The organism is Haloferax sp. s1 (genome assembly GCF_058382125.1).
In genome coordinates, this window is the sequence record NZ_JBZRPK010000092.1 from 1 (window position 1) to 991 (window position 991).

The 991-nt window shown below is 59.9% G+C and carries 1 protein-coding gene; it reads right to left on the reverse strand.

What is annotated here, in order from left to right:
* A partial coding sequence (locus QT222_RS00630) for a type II secretion system F family protein (RefSeq protein WP_491475966.1) occupies window positions 1-991 on the reverse strand: 991 nt, incomplete at both ends.

A 991-nucleotide genomic window follows, 5' to 3' on the forward strand; every position in this document is an offset into this window, starting at 1 on the left:
ACTTCAGGGCTGAGGAAGCAGTCGCCCGTATCGACCTGTTTGACCGTCGAGTCGGGGACGAGAAAGCCAAGCCCAGTCAGTGGAATGAGCCCGTAGACCGTCGCGTAGAGGAGTTCCTGCTGTGCCTTCCCGTGCATGCTCATGATGACGAGAATGATGATAAGAAGCAGCGGGAACAGCGACAGCGTCATGTACATCTCGCCGAACAGCTCCATGGTTTCCAGGGTCTGTTCTTGCTGTTGTTTAGCCGTTCGGAGGTGCTTGTCCTTCTTGTCGTCGAGGAAACCCTGCATGTCGCCGCCGGAGTTGACGATAGAGAGCATGTCCGTGAGGAACTGCGCGAGTTCGTCGGAGGGCGTCAACACCGCCTGTTGTCGGATGGCGTTTCGGTAGTCGGTGCCGAAATACTCCGTCTCCTGAACGATGCTCTGGAACTCCCGCGAAACCTCGCCGTAGGTGTCTTCGGCCCGTGCCATCGCTTCCAGAATCTCCAGTTGGTTCAGCCCACCGACCGACAGGGCGTACATGAACGAAATCGAATCCGAAAGGAGCATGTTGATCTCTCGCTTCCGGGACGACGCCTTCGAGTACGGTATCGCAACGAGTGTCCCGAATCCGGTTCCGAAGCCGACCGACCCGAATACGATGCCCAAGATGACGACGGCAGCGGGCATCGCAAGCGACCGGAGGAGGTTCGCCGTCGACTCACTCGCCACGGGAATGCCCAGACTCAGCGACTCGGCCGAGATGAGCCCGAGTGCGAAGACGCCGTAGCCGACGAGCATTCCGACGAACCACAGTGCGAAACCGACGAGGACGCCGATAGCGAGTGCCCGCGAAAGGTAGAGTTCGACAGTGTTCGGCATCCGCGCCTGCTGGAGTTTCTCTTCGATGTCGGCGACGAACTCGCCGTCTTCGTCGAAGAGGAGTTGGAACAGCGGGTAGAACGCGTCGCCGAGCGTGTCCGTGCTGCGGTCGAGCCCGCCGGATG